General features: G+C 57.1%; 1 protein-coding gene (only partly in view). It reads right to left on the bottom strand.

Annotated features, from left to right (window positions below; genetic code table 11):
* The coding region annotated (locus V7Q41_RS02710; RefSeq protein ID WP_333842454.1) for an autotransporter-associated beta strand repeat-containing protein crosses the window boundary (this coding region is incomplete at its 3' end): on the bottom strand, window positions 1-20,270 show 20,270 of its 34,067 nt. The annotated region continues 13,797 nt past the right edge of the window.

Raw genomic sequence — 20,270 nt, 5'->3', positions numbered from 1 at the left:
CGAACGGTTCTGCCAGCGCTGGTGTTGCTCAGCACCACGGCGGTGGCTGCGGTGATAGGCGCATTGAAGGTGGCGCCGTCACTGTGGGTCAGCGTCAAGGTATGGAGCGAGGCGCTTTGGCCAATCGCAGCAGTCACACTCACCGCCCCTGCTGCGCCTGCATTCAAGCTGAGCGACTGGCTGTTGGCGCTCGTGCCGTTGACCGCACCGTTGAGGGTCAAAGCCCCACCAGCCGTGTTGAGCGTCAGGTGGTTGTTCAACACCAGCGGGGTGTTGTTGTCGCCCAGCGTCATGGCTGTGTGGGTGGTGTTCACGGTACCGCCTAAGCTCAGGCTGCTCGGTGCGGTGACCACCAAACCACTGTCAAAGCTTAAAACGTCCGAGGCAGAGTCGCCCAGCGTCAACGTGCCCGTGTTCAAGAAGGATGCGGCGCCGCTGATCTGCGTGCTGTCGCCCCCCAACACCACGTGGTAGGCATTGCCGTTGTCGCTTGCTGTGATGGCTGGCGTGCTGAGGTTGTTGGCAAAGCGAACGGTTCTGCCAGCGCTGGTGTTGCTCAGCACCACGGCGGTGGCTGCGGTGACAGGGCCATTGAAGGTGGCACCAAAGCTGTTCGCCAAGGTCAGTGTGTTGAGTGACTTGGTCTGACCTACAGCGCCAGAGACCAAGACGGTGCCACCTGTCCCTGCGTTCAAGGTCACAGACTGGGCGTTGTTGCCAACGCCGTTGAGAGTTTTGCCAAAGGTGATGTCGGCGCCGGTGGTCAACATACCGTTGTTGGTCGTGTCAAACGTGGTGGTAGCCGCTGTGACCACCACATCGTCTGCAATGATGATGGAGTTGGGTCCGTTGGTGCGCACCAAGCCGCCACTGAAGGTGCTGCTGCCCAGCGCATTGGTTTCAAAATGTGCTGGTGCAGTGATGCCCCCAATTGCGCCGCCGTAGGTGGTGTCGCCACTGTCGTTCACGAGCAGTCGGGGTGCGCCATCCAAGGTGCGAACAAAGCTCATGCCCCGACCCGTGAAGGTGGTGGTTGGCGCTGCGCCACCTACCAAGACAGCACCATCGTAGGTTTGCGCGAAGTTTCCAGAGTTCACACTGCCGCCATTGACCACTGTGGCGCCATGAATGGTCAGGTGACCCAAGGCGGTCACTTCACCCCCCAAGGTGATGGTGGTGGCGGTCACGCTGGTGTTGCCACTGAAGGTCACGGGCCCCACCAAACTGAAAGCTCCCGCGCTGGTGATGTCACCCTCCAAGGTGGATGACCCCGTGCTGAGGATGCGCCATGCATAGGTTTGTTCGCCTGTGGTGACGGGGCTTGCCAAACGCACACTGCCCGTGCCAGTGTCGAGGGTGCTGTTAGCCAGCAAGGTGATGGTGCTACCCACACGACCCAGCCACATGTTCTGATTGGCCGTGCGCAAAGTTCCAGCCAGACCCAAGCCACTTGGCGCGGTGGCTGTTAAGCCACCCGCAAAGCTCAAGTCGTCAGATTCAACGCCACCCAAGCGCAAGTTGCCCGTGTTGTTCATCGTCACGGTGTTGGTGATGGCCACTTGGCCAAGCAGTGTCAGTGCAAAAGGAGCCCCCGCCACGCTCAAGGTGGGGGTGGTCAAGCCACCGTTGAAGGCAATACCGAAGCGGGTGTTGGTCAACACCACGCTCGTGCCCGTGGTCACCGCCGCCGTCAACGTGGTGGATTCGCTGTTCACCACCTCAATGGTTCTGAGGGGCACAAGCCCACCGACCACCCCTCCAACGCTGATGGCAGCCGTGTTGCCACCGTTCAGGCTCAGTGTTCGCGTATTAGCAGTGATATCCCCGTCTACGGTGTTGGCCAAGTTGAGCTGGCCTGCCGCTTGCAAGCTGACATCGGTGAACAATTTCACGGGGTCACGCAACACCAAGTTCAAACTGGTGCGAACGGATGCGCCTTTGAGGTGTGTTTGACCCAATGCATCGGTGCTCAGGCTGGTCAATGGTGTGACGCCCCCCACGGCACCACCCAAGACGGTGTTGCCGCTGTCATTCAGTGTCAAGCTGTGCGCGCCATTCACGTTGGACAGCAAAGACAAATGCACGCCGCTCAAGGTGGTGTCGGCCCCTAAATGAAGGTCTTCGCGGTAGGTTTGTGCGCCAGTAGTGATGATCTCACCGCCGTTGATGGCCACGGTGCCTAAGGTATCGGTGGTCAAGCTGCTCAAAGCCGTGGTTCTACCGACTGAATTTTGGAAAATGGTGGCACCCGAGGTGTTCACGGTCAAGTTCTTGGCCCCATTGAGGGTGTTGCCAAAGGTGATGTCGCCAGCTCCAGTGCTGCTCAATGTGTTGTCGACGCTTAAGGTCACCGCACCGCTGTAGGTTTGTGCGCCCGAGGTGGTCACGGTGGAACCGTTCAGCACAACCGCGCCATTGACAGTCAATGAACCTGTGCCAGTGACGGCTTGGTTCAAGGTCACTTGTGTGCCCTCGAATGTGGTGTTGGCAGGCAAGACCACAGGGCTGTTGTACACCTGCGTCGCGCTGGTGGTGACGGAATTCATGGTCAACGTGGTGCTGCGCAAGGTCAGGTTGGCGGCATTGTTCACGCTGATGAGACCCACCATGTTGTTGCCTGCGTTATCCAAGGTCACATTGGCATTCGCCACGGTCAGGTTTGTGGTGCCAGCCGCAGACACAAGGGTGTCCGCTGTTTGGGTCAGTTGGCCACTGGTGGTGCTGATGCTCAAAGCCCCAGTGCTGTTGAGGTGACCCAACACGATCGGCGCATTGCCGCTGATTTGCATCGCGCCACCTGCGGTGAGCGTGCTTTGGGCGCCCATGGTCAAGGCAAATGAGGCGGCTTGCGATGTGGCACCCGTCACGCTCACTTGTGTGGCTGCAGACACGCTCGAGGTTTGTGTCATCCAGACGCCCTCAGCCCCAGCGTTCACACCACGCCCCGTGCCGTTCAAGCTCACGCTGCTGGCCGTCGAGCTGAGCGTTGAGCCATCCAAATAAATACCGCTGTTGTTTGAAGCTGATCCACCCGCGCCTGCTGAACCCGTGCCAGTCAAGCTCACAGCGCCAGTGCCTGTGATGCTGCTGCTGGTGAGTGAAATGCCACGGTTAGACGAGCCATTGCCACCCGCATTGCTCGCGTTGTTTGACACACCCACCAAGCTGATGGCGCCGCCTGTGATCGCCGATGTACCGGCATCACCGCGCAACATGATGCCCATGGCGAAATCATCTGCAGAGCCGACCGACTCTCCGCGCACAGTCACGGCACCTGTGCCCGCGTTGAGGGCGGCATTGAACAAGGCGACGCCGCCAGAATAGTTGGCTGCGTTGTTACCCGTATTGCCTACATGGGTGGTCTTGTGGGTGGCGTAGCCTGTGGCCAGCGAAGTGCCGCCGCCCAAAGTGATGTTGCCGTTTTGGCTGCTGATGCTCGCGCCTGAGTTGAGCAAGATGCTGCCGACATGGACGGTGTCGCCATCGCTGTTGGCCCACAGTGTGATGTCGCCGCCGTTGCTGCTCACCGCCACGTTGCTGGCTTGCGTGATGTTGCCCGCCGCTTTGAACAACAGGGCCGCATTCGCCAAACTGCTGCTGACGTTGGCATTCAAATTGAGGTTGCCGCCGTACAAGCTGATGGGCCCCGCAATACTGAAGGGGCTGGCCACGGTCAAGTCAGCCACGTTCGTCGACTTGCCCCAGGTGAAGCCAGAAATGGTGTTGGCAAAGGTGTAGTTGGCGGTGACAGCGCTGGCAAAGCTGGTACTGGGCTCAATCGTCACAGTGCCCGAACCTGTGAAACCTGCTGTGGTGGGTGCGGTGTCGTGGGTGAACACCACCCCGCCCGAGTTGCCCGTGTCTGTGGCGCCTGTGTAACTGTTCAAGCCTGTCAGGCTGAGCGTGTTGCCGCCAAGCTTGTTGAGTTGTCCGGCGCCACTGATGGCGTTGGCCGCGGTCACCGCGGCGCTGTGGTTGAAATTGAGTGTGGTGCCTGTGCCAATGCTGACCGTGTTGGTACCGAGTGAGGCAGAAGCATCTGTGCCATCCCCCACATTCAAAATGCCAGCCGAGATAGTGGTGAGACCCGTGTAGGTGTTGGCACCCTTCATCACCCACTTGCCTGCGCCCGCTTTGGTCAAGCTGCTGATACCCGTGTCGTTGGCCAACACAGGAGTCATGGTGTTGTCGTTGAGGTTGCTACCTGTCAGCGTGAGCAATCGACCTGCAGTGCCGCTGAAGGCCAAAGCGCCCGTGTTGGTAAACACCAAGGCACCCGTACCCGATGCATCTACGGTGGCGCCGTTGTCACCCAAGGTGAACAAGCGATCCGTGCTGCTGGCCGCGCCCGTGTACTTGAGCGTGGCGTTATTGATGACCAAGTTCGCCGCCGCATTGGTGGACTGGCCGATGTTGCTGGCCACACCCCCATTGGCCAAGCTGGCCACAGTCAAGGTACCGCCTTGCAAGTTGGTGATGCCGCTGTAAGTGTTGGCGCCGCCTAGCGTGAGTGTGTTGGCGCCGTACTTGACCACATAGCCAGTGCCACTGATGGTCTTGGCAAAGTTGTAATCAGCGGTTTGGTTGAAACCCAAGCCTGCGTTGTTCACCACATCGGTCACGATAGAACCTGATTGTTCTAACTCTAAGAAGCCTGCAGACACAGTGGTCAGGCCGCTATAGGTGTTCACGCCACGCAAGTACATCGCACCTGTACCCTGCTTCACCAAGTTGACGCCATCGCCAGAAATGATGCCCGACAAAAAGCTGCTGCTACCGCTGTGATCAAGGGTGAGCGTGCGACCTGTGGCCAAGTTGATGCCATGCGCGCCAGTGATATCCACGCCCCTCAACAGCACATCACCCGTATTGGCTGTCGTGGTGACTGTGTTGTTCAAATTGATGTTGCTGGCCATCAAGCTGATAGGACCAGCAATCGTCACTGGTGAATTGACAGTGATGGTGGCTGTGTTGCCAACACGACCCAAGGTCAAGCCTGTGAGTGAACTGCCAAACCTGTAAGCACTGGTGGACAAGGTGCTGCCAAAACTGCCCGAGGCGGCAGGTTGAATCGTCACAGCGCCATTGCCCGTGAAAGCGCCAAGCGTCACGGGCAAGGTGTTGTTGGTAAACACCATGCCGCCACCCGAATCACCCGTGGCTGTATCACCGTTGTAGGTGTGTACCCCTGTGAGCGTGAGCACATTGGTACCCAGCTTGGTGACGGTGCCTGCACCGCTGATATTGCCCACATGATCAGCGGCGTTTGAATGGCTAAACACCAAGCCCGCTCCCGCAGCCACCGCAGTGTTACCCGTGATGCTGCCTGTAGCGCCTGCGTCGCCCACTTGCAAGACACCTGCATTCACGGCAATGGCATCGGTTGATGTGTGGGTGCCTGTGAGCTTGACTGTGTTGGTTTGTTGCTTGGTCAGCGTACCCGCTGTTAGCGCACCGCTGAAGGTGTAGTTGGTGGTGGAATCAAGCAGCAATCCACCATTGGCTTGTACAACACCAGAAAGCAATTGCCCTGCGCTGCCGCCATTGCCGATGCTGATGGTTTTGCTGGCACTGCCCTTGAGGTTGGCAATCGTCACATCACCGAGTACATATTCTGTGGTGGTCAGTCCACCGCGCATGAACAAGGTGCCCAAGCCAGATAAATTTTTGTAATACAAGCTAGTCGCTAAACCTTGCGTCGCATCTTCAGTCACGCTGACACCAGATGCCACATCAATGCTCATAGCATTCGCCTCGGTGTCACTGCCAATGAACCAGAGGTTGAACGAGCTCACGCCATTGGTCAAAGTGAACTTCGCTGTGGCCTGGCCTGCGGCACGCACCACCAAGCCGCTCATGTTGTGTCCGGTGAAGGTCACGTGACCCTTGATGAAGTAGCTGGCTCCTGCCCCAGTGGGCGTCATCAAATTGGCGATGGTCAAGCCAGCGGTGCCGCCATCTATCACCACGTTGCCTGACAAGTTGGTGTCAATGCCACCTGTGGTGGTGATGGCGTTGCTTCCGATGTTTTCAAAAATACCGCTACCCGTCACACTGAAAGCGTTGGCATACGACACAGCTGCCGAGGTGTCAAAGCTCAAGCGGCTGGCCACAGACACAGCGCCCGTGCCTAGCGCAGTGCCGGCATTACCCCCAACGGTCAATTGACCCGCAGATACCGTAGTCAAACCAGCGTAGTTCGGACTGGCCCCAGTCAAGGTCAAGGTGCCCGAGCCCGACTTGGTCAGTCCACCCGTGCCTGCAATGACGCCTGCGTAGCTCAAGCTCTTGGCAGCATTTACTTGGAAAGTGCCGCCATTGTTCGTGAGTGTGAGGCCACGGTTCGCACGCAGTGTGACGTTGTCTGTGGCATTCAAAGTACCGCCATCCAGCGTGATCAAGTCAGCCGTGGCGCTAGCCGGCACTGCCCCCAAGAAGCTGTCATTGGCCACGCGCAAAGTGCCTGCCAAATGAATCTTGCCGCTGTAGCCTGTTTCAGCGTTCGCCACTGCCGTGGTGCCGGTTGGAATCATGGCCAAGGCCACGTTGCTCTCATCGGGCAACACACCTGTTTGCGCCAAATTGCCCGTCACCGCCCAATTGGCCGCATCACCCCAGTTGGCTCCTGCCGCACCCACCCAAGTTGCGGAGGGAAGCTGAACAATCGTGCCCGACGCGGTTTGACCCGATGCCGTGTCCCACGCATAGTTATTGGCGCTGGTGCCTGTGAGCGTGACACCTGTCACCGTCACCACCCGCGTGGCGGACACATGACGTTGGTCGTAGCTGCCGCTGATGGCGTTGACCGAGACATCATCGCTGCCAAACACGACACTTGGGGTCACGCCCGTGGTGATGACAGAGGCTGACACATTGCCGTCATAGGTTTTACTGGCTGTCAACGTGCCATTGAGCGTGATCAATTTGCGGTTGATCGTCACGGGCGAGCTGGCCAAGGTCACGCTGTAGTTGTTCAGATTGGCCGTGCCCGTGTTGGAGGTGAGCGCCGTCACAAAGTTGTTGCCGTTGTTGGCCACATTAGCAAACTGCGCCGTCACCCCAGTGGGCACCAATGTCTCACTGTTGACCAAGCCCCCCACAATGGAAGTAGTTGGTACCAAAGCCGTGCTGCCGCTGTAGGTGGCTTCGGCCGTGATGGTGATGGCCTTTTTGTGGATGGTCACGTTGTAAGTCGCGCCATCCAAGGTGTATTTGTCGCTGGTGATGCTGAAGCTGTTGGTCGACAAGCTGTTGTAAGTGGCTGCATTGGCGCTGGCCACAGTGGCCGTGCCGCCATTGAGTAGCACCGTATCGCCTGCCACCAGACCTGTCACGGTGTAAACATTGCTGGTGGTGAACAGGGTTGACGCATCGTAGGTTTTTGACATCGTCAAGATGATCGGTGCTTTGGTGATCTCACCAGGCCCCGACATCACGGGGTTGCTCAGCCGATAGCCATAAATGATTTTGTTGCCATTGGTGGCGGTGACGATGGCGGCATTGACATCCACATTTTTGCCAGTGCCCACAGCGACGATGGAGGTGCCTGTACCCGCCGTGGTGAACACCGCATTGGAGTTTTGCGACAGGCTCAACGCATCGCCGTTCAACAAGCCACTGACCAGCAAGTTAGCGGCACCTACGCTGGCGCTGGTGGTGCCGTCATAGTGCTTGCTGATGATGCCGACCAAACTACCCGTCAAGACAGGGGCAAAGGTGTAGAGCAAGCCATTGCCAGTGCCCAAGACTTGGCTGCTGCCATAGGTGGCGTTGTACTGCACAAAGTTGTTGACCAAGTTGCCCGTGTCGTCACCGCCGTTGGCTAGGGTTGCCAAAGGCGTGGGGTTGGCGCTCCAGACTTGCCAGCTCTGACCATTGCTCACCGTCAAGGCATTCACGCCCGCCGCGTTGATGAACTGGGTGCCCGCCAACACAATATTGCCGTTGGTGGTGGTGATGCCCTGCCCGCTCATCAGCGTCAGGCCTGCGGTGTTGTCAATCGTCACGTGGCCTGTGGCGTTGATCTGACCCACGGCCAATGCAACGCTGTTTTTCATCGTCAAGGCATTGATGGTCGACCCAGCAGCTGTGGCCAAGGTGTTGATGGTGTTGCTGGCATTGCTCATGGTGAAGCTACCCGTGCCGCCTAGGGTGAGGCCATAACCGTTGTCATCCACCAAGCCCGACAACGTCATGGCCGTGCCCGTGGTGGACAAGGTGCTGGCAGCACCCAAGTTCACAGAGCCCGACCAGCTGCTGCTGCCTGTTGAGACGCGCAAAGTGCCGCCATTGAGGGTCAGGGTTTCGTTGCCAATGGACGCATTTTGAATGTCCAGCACTGCGCCAGTGGCCACGGTGGCTGTGCCCGTGTTGTTGCCCAAGCCGTTGTTTTGTGTGACCACCACGGTGCCTGTGTTGACCGTGACATTGCCACTCAAGGTGTTGGCCCCAGACAACGTGAGCACGCTGGCAGATGTGTCTTTCACGATGTGGCCTGCGCCGCTGATCACACCACTCAAGGTTTGGTCTGTGCTGCTGCTGTTTTGCAACTGCGCACCTGCGCTCATCGCGATATTGGCTGCATAAGTGCCAGCGCCCAAGCTGCCCGAGCCACTGAGTTTGATGCTGCCTGCACTGAGGGTGGTGTTGCCACCAAAGGTGTTGGCTGCGGTGAGGTTCAACACACCCGCTGCACCCTTGGTCAACGTCGTGGTGGCGCCGCTGATCAAACCGACGGTACCCGAGGTGATGGGGTTCAAGGTCACAGCTTGGGTGGCGTCAATGCTCAGCACCGTCATTTCATCGGCGCTCACGCTCACCGTGGTCAGGGCCGTGGCGCCGCCACCCACCGCACTGGCCAAGCTCACATCACTTGTACCCGCTGAGATGGTCACAGCTTTGGCGGCGTTGGTAGCGGTGAGTGTGCCCGTCATGCTCACGTTGGCACTGGCGACCAAGGTGCTGTCGAACAAAAAGCTGTTGCCCGCAGCCGACAACACCACATTACCGCCAAACGTTTGTGCACCGGCCGAGGTCACTTGGCTACCGCCCAGCGTGGCCAAACCAGTCACGTTGATAGCGCCCAAGCTGGTCATCGAACCGCCCGTGGTCAGAGGGCCATTCACGTTGAGGTTGTATTGGCTGGCCGAGCCTGCCAGTGTGGACGCGGTAGTAACTTGTGTGCCCGTCAGGGCAGCGTGTGCACCCAACGTCACCAAGCCGTTGTAGGTTTGAGTCAAGGCGCTGGTGTAGGTCCCGCCCGACAACGTGAAAGTGGTGCCGTTGTTGGTGATGCCGTTGAGCGTCATCAAGCCCGCATTGCTGGCCGTGGTTTTGCCGTAGACCAAGGAAGTGTTCACATTAAACGCAGCAGCGGTCGTGACAAACTCCAATGAAGAGTTTGTGGGCAATGTGGACGAGAACACGGCACGGTTGTTGGTACCTGCAATGGCGCCCATGGTGTTGTCCATGTTGGTGTTGAGTGCCGTCATGCTCACATCGGCAGTGCGCAGCTGGGTCAGGCCTTGCATGACCTTGCCCAAACCAACACCCGTGCCGTCAATCACCAAGTTGCTGCCTGTCAATACTTGGGTGTCGCTGTAGGCCATGCTTACCACGGTTTTGCTTCCATACAAACTCAGTGTGTTTGCCAGTTTGGTGGATGGGCCAACAACCAACTTGCTGTCTGCAAACAATGCGCCACCCGCTGTATTGGCCAGCAATTCATAGAAGTAACCGTTGGCGCCCGTGGTCACGGTGCCACCATTCAACAAATAGCCGTTGCCATAAATGCCAACCTGTGCTTTCGCTGCAATTGAGGTCCCGTCTGCAAGATAGGCATAACCCAAGATAGCCTGAGGGGCTGAGCTACCGTAAATCGATTTGAGGTAGGGATACAGGCCGGTGCCAGTTCCCCATGTTCCAGCCGCAAAATTGGTGACATTCGCCAACGTTCCTTGCAACGACGTTGTCGTCAAACCACTCGCGGGGCCTGTACCGCCGACGCCCGCAGCGTCCGAATTCACGCTCAAACCCGAAGTGTTGATGTCGTAGAAGAGGTTGTTACGAATCACCCATTGCGTGGTCACTTGGTTCGGCGATATTCCTGAAATCGTTGTCCGAGTACCCACGCTACCAAATGTTGCGCCGACAGAGCTTGCACTGGTCGTCGATAACACCACGCCGGTTGAATAACCATAGTTGAACGTGCCCCGCTCTGCTTTGCCGATTAAGCCGCCCACGTTGGTGGTACCGATGACAGCGCCCGTTGCATAGAAATCTTGAACGGTGCGGTTGTAATAGCCATTTGAACCATCATCCACATAACCAATAAATCCACCTGCATAGTCCCCGGTCGCAGTGACCATGCCCGTGGCGTAACTTCTGGAGATGCCACCACTGATGGTCATACCGCCCATAAATCCACCCACAGAAGATGTGCCCGAGACGGATCCTGCCGCACGCGAATCAGAAATACTTCCTGTGGTGTTGAAGTAACCCACAAAGCCACCTGTGTTGCCGCCTGTGCTGGTGACGTTGGCGTTGGCATAAGAGCCTGACACGTTGCTGGAGTTGTACATGCTGCCAACCAAACCACCCACGCTGCCAACACCGCTTACCGTACCAAGGGAGCCCGAGCTTTGGACAGATGCACCACTGACCATCTGGCCTACCAAACCGCCCACATCAGAGCTTTGACCAATCACCACTGTATTGGCCGTGGATCCTGTGATGGATGAGTTATTGAGGTAGCCCACCAAGCCTCCCACCAGAGAGCTACTACCTCTGACTCCGAAGTACACCGTGGTGCCAGCGTTGTTGTAGGAACCTGTGACCGAGTTATTTGCGGCTGAGTTTGTGATCGTGGTGGAATGGTTCGACACGTCGCCAATCAGACCACCCACGCGGCTGGTACCCGATACCCAGCCAAACGCTTTCGAGTCAGAAATGGTGTTGGCAATCAACGCCTGCCCCAACAAACCGCCGACGCTCGAGCTACCTTGAACGTTACCAAACGCCGTGGAGCTCAAGATATCTGCGTAGTAGTAAAGGTAGCCCACCAAACCGCCCGTGTTGTGTGTGCCCGTCACATTGCCACTGGCATAGGTGTTGTTGATCACGGCATTTGACCACTCTGCATAGCCGAGCAATCCGCCGGTTTCACTATTGCCAGTCACATTGCCTGTTGCATAGGTGGTGCTGCCCACCGTAGCCGTGGTACCTGTGATGGTGGCGTTTGTCCAACCCACCAAGCCGCCAACGCTGGAACTATTGCTTTGAACCTCGCCCGTGCTGTAAGAGTTGGTGATGGGGTTTGAGTTGCGTCCAATCAATCCACCCGTTTGATGGCCGCCCTTGACCAAGGCTCCGATGTAGCGGTTCCAGCTGCTGGTCGCCGAAGACTCGCCAATCAATCCGCCCACATAGTTACCGCTGTAGGCCGAGGCAACGCCCGTCACCGTGCCAGACACTGAACTGTTGGTCACCGTACCGCTGGCACTGCCAATCAAACCGCCCACATAGCTGCCCGACGCTTCCACGTTGCTGGAGTTAAACGTGCTGTAAGTCGGCGTATTGGCCACGACGGTCACACCCACGGTGCCTTGAGATTGACCAATCAAGCCACCCACATACGAGACACCTTTGACCAAACCTGTGGTGTGCGAACTGTTGTTGAGCAACGAAGAGCTATGCTCCAAGTACCCCACCAGACCACCCGTGGTGTTACCTGTGGCCGTGACAGCACTGGTTGAAACAGAACCTGTGAGTGCACCGTTATACAGGCGTCCGATCATGCCGCCAACGTTGTTCACGCCGTTCACCGCACCAGATGAAGTTGAGTTGGTCAATGTGCCTGTGTTCAAACGACCCACAATGCCACCCACATGCGTCCCGCCAGTGACTGTGACACTCGAGGCCACGACTGTCAGTGCGTTGATGGTGTTGCCCGACGCATTGATCCAACCCACCACGCCACCGGCATTGCCCAAACCACGGTTCGACTCTGACCCCGACACGTTGTCACTCGGGTCAAGTTGATAGGCCAAATCACTGCCTGTCACCGAACCCGAAACCGTGGTGTTGGTGATAGCGCGCAAATACGAGGCACCCACCTCTGTACCCACATTCAATTTACCCAAGACAGACGCGTTGCTTATGGTCAAACCATTCAGCGCTTGCGTTGTCGTGCGGCCATTGAGGTAACCAATAAAGCCAAGGTTGGACGTGTTTTGGCTCAGCGTCAAATTGGTGATGGTCTTGCTATTGGCATCAAAGAAACCCGACACATACGGAATGAATACACCCGCAGCCATCGTGATGTTTGTAGACAGACGGAACTTCAAGGTGGCTTGGTCTGAGTAGCCCAAATAGTCTTTGAGGTTTTGCACTGAGCTCAGGTTGTAATAACCGCTGGCCTCAGCAACGCCAAAATAGCTTTCGAGTTTGGCTGTGTTGGCAATCGCTAAACCATTCAAGGCACCAGCGTTGAACCAGTCGGTGTACTGCGTACCAAACAAACCACCCGAGGTAATCAAGCCCGTCACGCTCACACGAGCAGCAAGGCTCGCTGGCGTGAAGCCCGTGATCGACACAGCGTCGATGTTGTAGTGTGAATTCTCTAGAGTTGAGCCAGGTGTCATAAAGCCCACCAAGCCGCCGTAGTTGTGATCAGCGCTCACGGCACCTGTTGAATAGGCGTTTTTGATCACGGCTGAGGTATCAGCACGACCTACTAAGCCGCCCACATCGTTGCGCCCTGTCACAGTGCCTGCGGCATACGAATAGTTAGAACCGTTGCCACCGTTGGTCGTGGGCAATGCACCCATGTTGTCACTCGCCTGAATGGTGCCTGCCAGCTTGCCCACCAGTCCACCCACATAGTCATAGGTCCCGATGACGGGCCGTGCGGTGGATGAACCCTTGATCACAGCCGAACTGTTGGTTCCACCAATCAGGCCACCAACTGCTGACATGCCTGTGACAGTGCCAATGATGTACCTTGAATCTGCAACCACGTAACCGTCTTGGTACCCGATCAAACCACCCGTATTGCTTGAGTTCGCACCGGTAGACGTGACATTGCCCGTGGCGTATGAATTGGTCACATTGCGATAGGAATAACCGACCAAACCACCCACGTTACTGGCCGTGCTTTGCACCACACCTGTTGCAAACGAGTCGATGATGTTGTGAATGCTTTGGCCCACCAAGCCGCCCACGTTGTTGCCGCCATTGGCAGTCACATTACCCGTTGCAGAGCTTGAGGTAATGCTGGTGCCGTTGCTGTAGCCAATCAAGCCGCCCACGTGACTGCCAGAGGAGGTCGCCACAACGTTGCCTGTTGCTGACCCACGCAACAGTGTGGTTGCTGAAAACTGTCCGATCAGACCACCGACCTGCTCGCTGCCAGTCAGTGTCACCACGCCAGAGGCGCTGATGTCGCTGTAGCCTGTTCCGTAGGCCAACCCAATTAAGCCCCCTAAATAAGCGTTGGCGCTATTCACATTTCCTGTAGCCGAGGAATTCGTCAGCACCACGGTTCCACCCGTGGACTCACCAATCAGGCCGCCAGTGCGATCACTCGTGGCTACAACCACACCACTGGCTGTGAGCAAGGTCGCCGAGTTGGTCGTTACGTTGGTGTTTGCAGTTGTGAAGTTGCTGTTCATGTAACCGGTCAGGCCACCTGTCAGCCTTACACCTGTAACAGGAACATCGCTGTTGAGTGACTTAGAGGCAACCGCGTCCATGGAGCCCATCAAGCCGCCCGTATAGGTAGAGCCTTGGACGCTGCCCGTTGTTGGCGTTGCGCGCAGAGATTGGGTGTTGTAGATCACACCTTGGTTGAAAGTACCAGCAAAGCCACCGGTGTAGCTCTGACCGCTGATGAGCGCGCCAAGAGTTGCCAAGCTGCCAGACACTGTGCTGTAGCTGACAAGGCCTGCATAGCCTCCAACATAGTTTGTGCCCGTGACACTGGCTAAGTCCCTCACCGCGCTGTTTGACACCGTCGCTTGGGTGATGTAGCCAGATGAGCCGCCCACGTAGTTCGAGCCAACCACCTTGGCCGTGTTGGTGACCAAACCGCCTGTTATCGTGCCACCGTACATTGCACCCGTTGCGCCACCCACATACTCCAGGGCGTTGATGGCATTGATGGCTTGACCACCATATGCGATGCTGTTCACGACCAAATCAGTCAACGCACTCTTGTACACCATGCCCAAGAAGCCAATGCCTGAGGTCTGACGGTTGAAGGAGAAGTTATTCACGGCAAATGTGTTGCCCTTGAACTCTGTCGCGCCAAAGTAAGGCACATAAGGCGTTCCCGTAGCGATGGCGGTCATGTCAATGTTGTTGGCCAACTTGAAGGAGTAGGGATTCACGTTGCCAGCGCTGGTGGAGCTGACAAACGCCAACATCTTGCTCAGGTCTGACAGGTCACCCGCTACCGTGCTGATCACGTAGGCGTTGTCTGTGTCTTTGGTCAGGTAGTTATCAATGTTCAGCGCCGCACGGCTTGAAGGCGTCACCACCAAAGTAGCACCTACCGCAGCAGGATCACCTTGGTAAGCCCAGCGAGCATATTGGCCCGTGTAAATACCACCCGGCGACACGACCTTGGCGTTGTTGATCTTGCTGTTGTCAATGTCGTAGTAACTGTTGCTGATCCATGTGCCTGGAACCATATAACCCGTCAAACCACCAAAGTTGGTGGGTGTTGTTCCGCTGATCGTGATGTTGCCTGTGTAGTACGTATCCACCAATTTGCCACCGTTGACGTTGCCAGTCGTACCCATCGAACCGACCAAGCCACCGATGTAACTTGTACCGGTCGTGGTGATGTTGCTGTTGACATAGGTGTTGGTCACGTTGGCATTGGAACCAGCGTTACCGATCAAACCGCCCACGTAGTTGCCCGTTGCTGTGATGCCTGGGCTGTTGACATACCCATTGGAAATCGTGGCAGTACTCACCGAACCTGCCATACCGCCCACATAGCTACTGATGTTGCTTGCGCCCGTGCCGCTGATCGTGGTGCCGCTCACGTAGGTGTTGTTGGTGACCAAGTTGTTGGCATTGCCCACCAAGCCACCCACATTCGCACCTGGACCGGTGACCGACACACCCGTCACGCTGGTGTTGTTGATGGTGGTAGTGCCGCCGTAATAGGCATTGGATACGCCAACGATGCCGCCTGCATAGGCGTTGTTACTTGTCTGGGATGTGGCCGTGACTTTGGCATTGGAGGATGGGGAAAGTGATGCACCGTACACGCTGGTATTGGTGTTATCCGATTGAATGCTCAAATTGGAGCCGCCATAGCCCACCATGCCACCCACATAAAACGTGCCTTGCACACCTGTGGCGGAAGACACGTCTACATAGGAGTTTCGAATGTCAATTTGGCGGTAAAAACTCTGACCAACCAATCCGCCCACACCCGAACCCGTACTCGTCACACCAGCACCTCGGTAAGAGGAGCCAAAGATGTTGATGTAACCCCAGTGCGTACCACCGATCAAACCACCGACATAGCTGTCGCCCGTGTTCGTGCCCTGCACGGTGCCTGTGGCGTAAGAGTTAAGGATGGTTTTGGTGTTGCCATAGTTTTGCGTTTCGGTGTAACCAATGAGGCCACCCACACCGTATGTGCCCCTCACATTGCCCGTTGAGAACGCATTTTTGATGGTTGTGTCACCCCTGTCGATGTTGCCCACCAAGCCGCCCACGTAATTGGACGAACCGGTCACATTACCCGTGCTAGAGCCGCCATTGATGGTCAAGCCAACGCTGTTGTAGCCGACCAGTCCGCCCACGTTGTAAGTCCCAGACACAGTTCCCGTGCTGGACACCGTTGTCAAAGTGCCACTGCTGTAGGCGCCAATCAAACCACCCACGCTTTGTGCAGAGCCAGTCACATTGCCAGTGGTCGTCGCGGTGGTGACGTTGATGCTGCTGGTATTGCCAATCAAACCGCCCACGTTGTAGGTACCCGTCACGTTGCCGCTCGTGGTTGCAGAGGTGATGGTGCCGTTGTTGTAATACCCGACCAATCCACCGACGTTATCTGTACCAGAGACATTGCCAGACGTACTGGCCGTTGTGATGTTGCCCGTGCCAGTGACATAGCCCACCAAACCACCCACGCGGTAGGTGCCCGACACGTTGCCGCCCGACGTGGACACATTGGTCAACGTGCCGCTGCCGTTCACGCCGATCAAGCCACCCACTTGGTTTGACGACGTCGCGGCCACAGTACCGGTGGCGAATGCGTTGGTGAGGGTGCTTGAACCGCCATCGCCAATCAAGCCCCCCACGCTGTTGTAGCTTCCGGTCACGGTGACGTTGCCCACTGAGTCCAGATTGCTGTGTGTGCCCGACATGTAGCCAAACGCACCCCCCACGTTGGAACCTGTGGCCGTGACGTTGCCTACCTTGTGCACGTTGCTCGACGACAGGTTGCCGTTGCCCGCAATGCCACCTACAAAGTTGGCGTTTGTACCGGTCACGTTGGTGTTCAACACGTAAATATTGGTCAAGTTCCCTGAACCTGCGGTGCCGATCAAACTACCCAAATAACTGTTGTTGCTGCTGATGGTGTTGGCTCCCGTCACGGCATCCATCACGATGTTGCTGACGGTCAAGCCATTGACTGCGCTGGCCACCAAAGCGCCGGTGTTGGTGCCCCCCGACAGGGTGGTGGCGCTCAAGCGCACATCACGCACTGCAGCAAGGTTGCCTGTGCTTTGGAACAAACCCACGTTGCTGGTGCCAGACAAGCTCAAGCCTGTAATGCTATGACCCAAACCTGTGAAAGTACCCGTATAGGTCGCGTTGGTGGTGCCCAGCACGCGCATGTTGGCAAACTTGGGACCCGCCGCCAAACCAGTGGTGGTGAAGGTGCTGGCATCAATATCGTTTGCCAAGGCAAAGTTTTGGGTATTGTTGCCGCACTGGTTTGAGGTTGAGCAATAGAAAGTAGTTACCCCAGGAGTGGCCGATGAGAAGGCGCTCACCAAAATGAATGACTTCACCGAAGCGACGTTGTTTTGCGTCGTGAACGTGGAATTCGTGCTGGCAAAATTAATCGAACCCGCAGAGCTGGCCGTCATCGCAGCACCCGCACCTGAAGACGTCAAGCCAAAGTTGTAATCGCCCGTTGTGTTGGACTTGTTGTACACCAGCGCAATGCCCGAGGCCGATGTGGTGCCGTTCACCGTGATCGGCGCATTGATGTTGATGTGGCGCGAGGCGGTGAAGGTGCTGATGTTTTCGCCGCTCAACGTCACGGGGCCATTGAGGGTGATGTCGCCGGTGCCAGCGCCTGTGCCCGCTGTGACGGCCAGTGAAAAGGCGCCGCCATTGACAGTCGCTAAGGTGATGCCGGGCGTGCTGATGAATGTGCTGTTGGCCGCCAGCGTGATGGGGCCAGTCACGGATGCTGCGGTTGCAGCGCTATTGAACAAAGAACCACCTGAAGAAATGCCTGTGCCAGCCACAGACAGCGCATTGGGAATCGTCATGCCGTTCAGGTCCAGGGCTGCGCCGCTGGCCACGGTGATGGTGTCTGTGCCCAGCGCGCCACTGGTCACCGCACCCACGGATCCCACCGAGGCGATGCCCACCTTGACGGAGCCGGCAGAAATCGTTGATCCGCCTGAATAGGTGCTGGCACCCGACAAAGTCATGGTGCCGTTGCCCGACTTGGTGAGTCCGCCCGTGCCGGCCATGACGCCTGCGTAGCTCAAGCTCATGCTTGGGTTCACCGAGAACGTGCCACCGCTGGCACCCAAGGTGATGCCACGGTTGGCATTGAGCGTGAGCGTGTTGGTCAACTGGAGCGTGCCGCCGTCCAGAGTGAGGGCATCCGCCACTGCCGCACCAGGTACCGCACCCAAATAGGTTTCCGTACCCACCGACAAGGTGCCGCCGTTGACTTGAATCTTGCCGGTATAGCCATTGGCGGTGTCAGCCACCACGGTACCCGTCACACTGGAAGGAATGATGGCCAAGGCCACATTGCCTTGGTCAGGAATGGCATTGCCCCAGTTGGATGCTGCGGACCAATTGCCACCGGCAGCCGCGCCTGCCCATGTGACGGATGCAAGTTGTGTGATGCTGCCTAAGCCTGTGACCGTTGATGCCGGGTCAAAGGTGTAGTTGGCCGCTCCTGCGCCGCCCAGTGTCAGCCCAGAAACGGTGAAGGTTTTGCCAATCCCCACATGACGGTCTGCAAATGTGCCAGTGATGCCCGAGAGCGTGACCACATCGCCATTGATGACGCCACCAAAGCTGGTGCCGGTGCCACTGCCAGCCACGGTCAGCAATCCGTCATACACCTTCGAGCCGGTAAAAGTGCCAGCTACGGTGATGGTTTTGGGCGTGATGCTGAGTAAACCGTTGTTGATGAAGCTGACCGAGAAACCAGGCTTGACAACACCGCTGCTGGCCGTGATGGCATAAGGACCGCTGCTCACACTGGCTGTGGTGGTGTTGCCCAAAGAAGTCAACGATGGCAAGGTGCTGAACAAATCAGCCAAGGTGTAAGAGCCACTGGCAGTGGTCAGGTAAGGGCCATTGGCTGAAGCAGCGGCACTCACAGACACATAGGAAATCAGATCAATGGCCGCACTTCCGTAGGTTTTGCTGGCGTTGGTGGTTTCCACCGTGGCACTCACGGTTTGGTTATTGGAAGCAAACACATAGCGCTTGCCACTGCCCACACTGGCTGGTGGCAAGCTGCTGTAAGTGCTGCCCCAGAAGGCCAAGTTGCCGCTGCTCAAATCGCCATTGGCGACGGTGCCAAACTGCGCCGTGCCGGGGTCTGCACTGTAAACAATCCAGCGGTCATCTGACCCTGCATCGGTGGTGCTGAGCGCAGCAGAACCTGCGTTATTGATGAAGTTGCCTGTCGCTGCGGCAACCACATGGCCACTGGCCTGACTGCTTGAAACCGACGATGACGCATTGAGGGTGATGTTGCCACCAGACAGCAAGGTGACGCTGTCCACAAAGGTGTTGGTGCCGCCCACAGTGATGTTGCCAGCATCAGCTGCCCCCAACACAATGCCACTGAAGCCATTTTTGAAGACCGAGCTGCCTGTAAACAAGTCGTTTGCCAACGACAAAGTGCCCGCACCTGAGCCTATGCCAATGCTTGCACCCGCTGTCGAAGGCCGTATCGACAAGATGCCGCTACTTTGAACTGCTGAGGCAGAAGTGCCCCAGGAAAAACTGTTGCCAGCAAGCGTGATGTTGCTGGTTGAGCTTGTCACAGAAGAAGCAGCGCGCTGCCCCAGCACCAAGAAACTCGCAGACGCTGTAGACAACCCACGCCCCACATCAAAGACAACAGGGCCAGAATTTGCCAACGCAACCAGGCTTGCTGCATTGTTCAAGTAGCCCACTTCCATTGCAAAAACACTGTTTGAGTTGGTGCTGGCCGTGACGTTGATGCCACCGCCATTTGTCGCCTCAAGCAAGGTTGAGCCTGCAAAAATGCCATTGCCGCCATTGGCCGAGCCCACGAGCGTGATGGCATCCGTTGATTGGTTGGTTGAAGCCACGTTGAATTGCGCAGAACGCACTGTGTAGTGGAGCCCAAAGAAAATACCGATGCCACCCGTGCTGCTGCCCACACCCCTGAGGTAAACCTTGCCCGACCCAGCATTCAAGGTGTTGTTGCCAATGGAAAGAATGCCGTTGTCTGCACTTCCACCATTGCCCCACAGCGCCATGTGGCCACCGCCCGTGTTGAGCGTTGTCGCTTCTAAGTAAATACCCGTTTTAAATGTGGAGCAATTTACACATGCGCTTGCAGTGATTGTGTTGCCCGCCACGGCATAACCATTGCCCACCGTCAACCCATTCCAAGTGGTGGAGCCCGAGCCACCACCCGCCCACACATGGCCGCCAGAAGTGGTGATGCTGGAGCCATCTCGCAGCAACACAGAACCCGTATCTGCACCCCCATCGCTGTTGGACCACAGCACCACATCACCACCATTGGTGGTGATCGTTTTGCCAGCTGCTAGTTCAATATTGCCACTGGCTTTCAGCAAAATGTCACCACTGGCACCACCTGTGGTGGTGTTGAGGTTGGCATTGACGTTAATCGTATTGGCGTAAACCGAGATGGGGCCTGCAATGCTGACTGCACTGTTGAGGGTGACATCTTGCGTGTTGGTGGTTTTACCGATCGTTAAACCACTGACGGTGCTGGCAAACGACAGATTCCCCAAGGTTTGTGCGCCGCCAAAACTGCT

The organism is Limnohabitans sp. (genome assembly GCF_036804465.1).
In the GTDB taxonomy this organism is placed as follows: Bacteria; Pseudomonadota; Gammaproteobacteria; order Burkholderiales; family Burkholderiaceae_C; genus Limnohabitans.
This window is presented reverse-complemented; position numbering and strand designations above follow the sequence as displayed.